The organism is Oligella sp. HMSC09E12, assembly GCF_001808505.1.
In the GTDB taxonomy this organism is placed as follows: Bacteria; Pseudomonadota; Gammaproteobacteria; order Burkholderiales; family Burkholderiaceae_B; genus Oligella; species Oligella urethralis.
In genome coordinates this window covers 1-691 of sequence record NZ_KV793535.1, presented here as the reverse complement: position 1 = coordinate 691, position 691 = coordinate 1, and the positions used below count along the sequence as shown (strand labels likewise).

General features: G+C 48.2%; 2 protein-coding genes. Both read left to right on the top strand.

The features are described 5' to 3' along the window. Positions 1–230: recombination-associated protein RdgC (gene rdgC, locus HMPREF3179_RS02260; RefSeq protein WP_141743420.1), on the top strand; the 230-nt coding region annotated here is incomplete at its 5' end. Then, entirely contained in the window at positions 217–675 is a 459-nt protein-coding gene (locus HMPREF3179_RS02255; RefSeq protein ID WP_070469547.1) for a single-stranded DNA-binding protein, read from the top strand. The genes rdgC and HMPREF3179_RS02255, both read left to right, overlap by 14 nt. Positions 676–691: the final 16 nt, after the last annotated feature.

Genomic DNA, 691 nt, shown 5'->3' with positions numbered 1-691 from the left:
TGGTAACGCAGTTAGGCATGACATGGCGTGACCGAATTAGCTTTGTGCTGCATAGTGACAGCACCATTAAACGCATTCAGACGCTTGAGATTATGCAAGAAAAAGCTAGTCAAGCAGAGCATGATCAAGAGCGGTTCGATGCGGATATGACGCTCATGTGTAGCGAGTTTGATGACCTACTAACAGATTTGGTAAACAGCCTAGGAGGTTTTAAACATGTCAGTAAATAAAGTGATCCTGGTCGGGCGTTTGGGAGCCGATCCCGAGGCGCGTGCGTCTCAGAGCGGAATTCAAGTCGCAAACCTAAGCCTTGCTACAAATCACGTGCAGTACGACAAAGACGGCGGCAAAAATGAAAGCACTGAGTGGCACCGAGTGGTGTTTTTCGGTCGTCAAGCCGAGGTATGCGAGCAATACCTCCGCAAGGGTAGTCAGATTTATATCGAGGGACGTATCCAAACACGCAAATATGCGGACAAAGACGGCATTGAGCGCTACTTAACCGAGGTTATCGGCGAGAAACTGCAAATGCTAGGTGGGCGTGATGATAATCAGCAGTCTAACAACTGGGCAAGTCAAACCAAAGGTGAGACTGCTACTAACAGCTACGCACAGGCAAAAGGTAGAGCAACAGCCAGCTCGGTTGATGAACTAGAAAGTGATATGCCGTTTTAATTTTCGGGGCTCAACA